The 4,477-nt window shown below is 35.6% G+C and carries 1 protein-coding gene and 1 pseudogene; both read left to right on the top strand.

The genetic code is table 11. The features are described from left to right. Nucleotides 1-180: 180 nt before the first annotated feature. Nucleotides 181-1,330, top strand: a pseudogene (gene tnpB, locus CN288_RS04775) (IS200/IS605 family element RNA-guided endonuclease TnpB). A 946-nt stretch (nucleotides 1,331-2,276) separates the two neighbouring features. Beyond that, on the top strand, nucleotides 2,277-4,477 hold a 2,201-nt coding region (locus CN288_RS04780), incomplete at its 3' end, for a transglycosylase domain-containing protein (RefSeq protein WP_098301840.1).

The following is a 4,477-nucleotide window of genomic DNA, read 5'->3' on the forward strand; positions in this document are numbered from 1 at the left end:
ATTGTTCCATTATAAAAGTCTTTCCATATGTATACATTTTTGAAGGGTGGCAGAGGATTTTCGACAAAAAAGAAGAAATGATACGAGAGAAGTATTTTTGAATATATTCCGATATCGTTCTCATACATATCGTGAAAAAAGCATGTAGAAAAACTAAAATAGAAAGTGAGGTGGAAAGTGGTGCTCGTCCATAAAGCGTATAAGTTCCGGATCTACCCTAATGCAGAACAAAAAATACGTATTGAGAAAACAATGGGTTGTTCTCGTTTTGTATTCAATTATTTTTTAGCAAAATGGAATGATAGATATAAAGAAGCAGGGAAAGGATTCACCTATGGCACTTGTTCTTTGCAACTACCTGCCCTCAAAAAAGAATTTGTATGGCTCAAAGAAGTGGACAGCACGGCTCTTCCATCTTCTCTTTACAACCTCGCTGACTCGTATTCACGATTCTTCAACAAACAAAACAAAGCACCTCGGTTTAAGTCGAAAAACAATAAAGTCCAATCCTATACAACGAAGCACACAAATGGGAAGATCGCGATTGTAGGGAATAAAATAAAGTTACCGAAACTTGGCCTTGTCACGTTTGCCAAAAGTCGTGAGGTAGAAGGACGTATTTTGTACGCTACTGTCAGAAGGAATCCAAGTTCTTGTCGAAATAGAAGTGCAAGAATTGCCAAAGACAGGTTCCACTGTTGGTATGGATGTTGGCGTGAAAAACGTTGCGATTCTTTCAACGGGAGAAGTATTTGGCAATCCGAAATGGTTTCGGAAATTAGAGAAGAAGCTCGCTCATGCCCAGCGTATTTTGTCTCGTCGTACAAAAGGTGGAGCGAACTGGCATAAACAGCGAATCAAAGTGGCTTGTATACATGAGCGAATCACAAATGCAAAAACTGATTACTTACAAAAACTGTCTACGATGATCATCAAAAACCACGATGTGATTGGGATAGAAGATTTGCAAGTATCCAATATGTTACAGAATCACAAGCTCGCGAAAGCGATTCAAGAAGTATCTTGGTCACAATTCAGAGCGATGTTTGTGTATAAGGCAGAGTGGTATGGAAAACAAGTTATCGTGGTATCCAAAACATTCGCCAGCTCTCAACTTTGTTCGCATTGTGGCAATAAAAACAAAGACGTGAAAGATTTAGAGTTGCGTGAATGGAAGTGTCTTTCTTGTGGTATGCATCATGATAGAGATGTCAACGCAGGACAAAATTTGAGAAAAGAGGCCTTAAGGATTCTAACCGTAGGAATCCCACACTTTAAACAGTTTGTTAGACTGTTAAGTGGGGGTAGTTCAAGAACTGTACTGTTGTAGAAATTGAAAAGAATCATGGAGGTATTATAGTGTGTTTTTCTGCTTTCCTGTTATGGTCGTTTAAGTGGTCGTGTACTTAACGGTGTATCATAGAAAAAAGAATNNATTCTTTTTTCTATGATACATATTAGATTAGGAGAGTATGTTAAATCCTTGAAGGGAGCAAGGATTTAACGATAATAGTAACCGTGGTATTAATGTAACATAGTTGTGTTATATAGTTAATTGATAATATTTGTATTGAATATTACCAATATTTAGTATAGATACTTACTACTATAAGTATAGTAGTAAGTTGTTTTGGGTTACTAATTGATAAATTGTTAGATAGAACCAGTAAAATAAACACTTATGTTGATTGATTTCTCTTATATACAATTCATTCTAGAAGTATCGGTCTATATATTTATATATGATATGACAAAAGGAGAAGAGAAATAATGGACAAACATATTGTGGGTATTTCTATGAAGGATGGTAATATCGACTGAATACCATTTTTTTGTAATATCTTAGTTTGTTGTGAGTTCACATGAAATTCATATTGTTGTGATATTTTTATTTCACTATTAATCTGCTAGTAATAGTTATTTCAATAGAGAGGTTTGACCAAATGAAAAAAAAGTATATTATTTATACAAGGTCATATATTTTGTTGTTTAGGATTTTCTAATTAACTTATGCAAATAAGTAATTTGAAAGTTAATCTCTTCCATTCTATGTGTTATATGCAAGTATTATTAGAAAGACAGAGAGAAAGTGGTTATTTCAACTCGGCTAATTAGTTGAGAGGGCGAAAATTAAGGGAATAATGAATATTGTTTTTGGAGCCTGTTTTGGAGTGACAACTTTTTAAAAATTAAACTTATTTGTTGAGGTGAAATCAATATGTTGGTTTTATTTTCGCGTAAATCAACGGAAGAATTGAAAGGCAGGAGAAAGTAACATGTCAGAAAATTATCGTTCTCGAGAGGAGCGAAGACAAGTACAAAAGAAGCAACCAAGTGCTCATAAAGAAAAAACGAAAGGTAAAACATCGTTTTTTCGTAAATTTTTAATCGGATGCTTAATACTTGGAATCGTAGCGCTCATTGGGGGAGTAACAACTTTTTTCGTTATGATTAAGGATGCCCCTAAACTTGAAAAATCAAAGCTTGTTAATGCGCAATCAGCAAAAATCTATGATAAAGATAAAAACCTGATATATGAATATGGAAAAGAAAAACGAACAAATATTACGTATGAGCAAGTACCTAAATTAGTAGAAGATGCATTTTTAGCTACAGAAGATGCACGTTTTTATGATCATAATGGAGTTGATTTCAAGGGTACTTCGCGTGCGATTTTAGTCAGCCTAACTGGGAACTATGGCTCGCAAGGTGGTAGTACAATTACACAACAGGTTATTAAAAACTATTTCTTATCTATGGATAAAACGCCTAAGCGAAAGGTGCAAGAGATATATTTAGCTCATAAGTTAGAGCAACAATATTCGAAACATGAAATATTAGAAATGTATTTAAATAAGATTAACTTAGGAAATCGTTCTTATGGTATTGCAACAGCAGCTGAAAACTATTATGGAAAAGAGTTAAAAGACTTAACTTTACCAGAGGTTGCGATGCTTGCAGGATTGCCAAAAGGTCCAAGTATATATGACCCAACAAAACCGCAAAATGTAGCGAGAGCAACAGAGCGTCGAAATGTTGTATTACATTTAATGAATCGTCATGGCTACATTTCAAAGAAAGAAATGGAAGAAGCATCAAAGGTTCCTGTAACTGAAGGACTCCTTCCACCTAAAGAAATTACAGAAATGCCGTATCCAGCATTTATAGACGCTGTTGTGAAAGAAGTAGAGAATGAATTACCAGATGCAAATATTGGATCTGATGGATTATCTATTTACACAACATTAGATCAAGAAGCTCAGAAATATGCAGAGAAGCTTTTAAATGAAAAGGTTATTAGCTATCCGAATGATCAATTCCAAGGTGCGTTTACGTTTATGGACACGAAGACAGGTGAAGTTCGTGCTATAGGTAGTGGACGTGGTGAAAATAAAGCGACATTTAAAGGGCGTAATATGGCAATTGAACTAGATCGTTCAGTGGGTTCAACAATGAAGCCAATTTTTGACTATGGTCCAGCAATTGAATATTTAAAATGGCCAACTTACCACCAGCTTGATGATTCACCATATAAATATTCAACAGGACAAGAGGTTCGAAATGCTGATAGAACATATAAGGGTATGATGACAATGCGTGAGGCGCTTAAACAATCACGTAATATACCTGCAATTAAAACAGCAAAAGAAGTTGGTTTAAGTAAATCGCAAAGTTTTGCAGAAAATTTGGGTATTCCATTTGAAAAATCGGCAGTTGAGGCAGATGCAATTGGAACCAACGAGGCGTCACCAACTGAAATCGCAGGAGCATATGCGGCATTTGGTAATGATGGTAAATATACGAAACCGCATTTTGTTAAAAAAGTAGTTTATCCTGATGGGAAATCAAAAAGTTTTGAATCAAAATCAAAACGTGTCATGGAAGATTATACAGCGTATATGGTAACGGATATGCTACGTTCTGTTGTTCGTTCTGGCACAGGTACAGCGGCAAATGTAAGTTCTTTAGATGTTGCAGGTAAAACAGGAACAACTAACTTTTCATCCGGTGATATAGCAAAATATGGTCTACCAGATAGTGCGACACGCGATAGTTGGTTTGCTGGTTATACGCCGCAATATACAATGGCAGTGTGGACTGGATATATGAAAAATGGTCCTGAAGATTATATAAGTAGTAAAAATACGAAAATTGCACAGCAGATTTTTAAAGAGATGATGAGCAAGTTCGGAACAAACACGTCACATTTTAAGATGCCAAGTAGTGTTGTTCAAGAAGGTGATGAATTACGTGTGAAAGGTGCAAAACGAGATTCTTCTCCAAATCCGAGCACGTCAAACTCAAATTCAAATTCAGGCGGACAGAAGAAAAATGATGAGCAGCAGAAACAACAAATAGAGGAAGAGAAAAAGAAACAAGAGCAAAAACAAAATGAAGAAAATGAGAACAATGATCAGAATGGCCAAGGTAACACCATTCCGCCAAGTAGTGGGGATGGAAATAACCAAGGTGGAAC

The organism is Bacillus sp. AFS023182 (assembly GCF_002560575.1).
Taxonomy (GTDB): Bacteria; Bacillota; Bacilli; order Bacillales; family Bacillaceae_G; genus Bacillus_A; species Bacillus_A arachidis.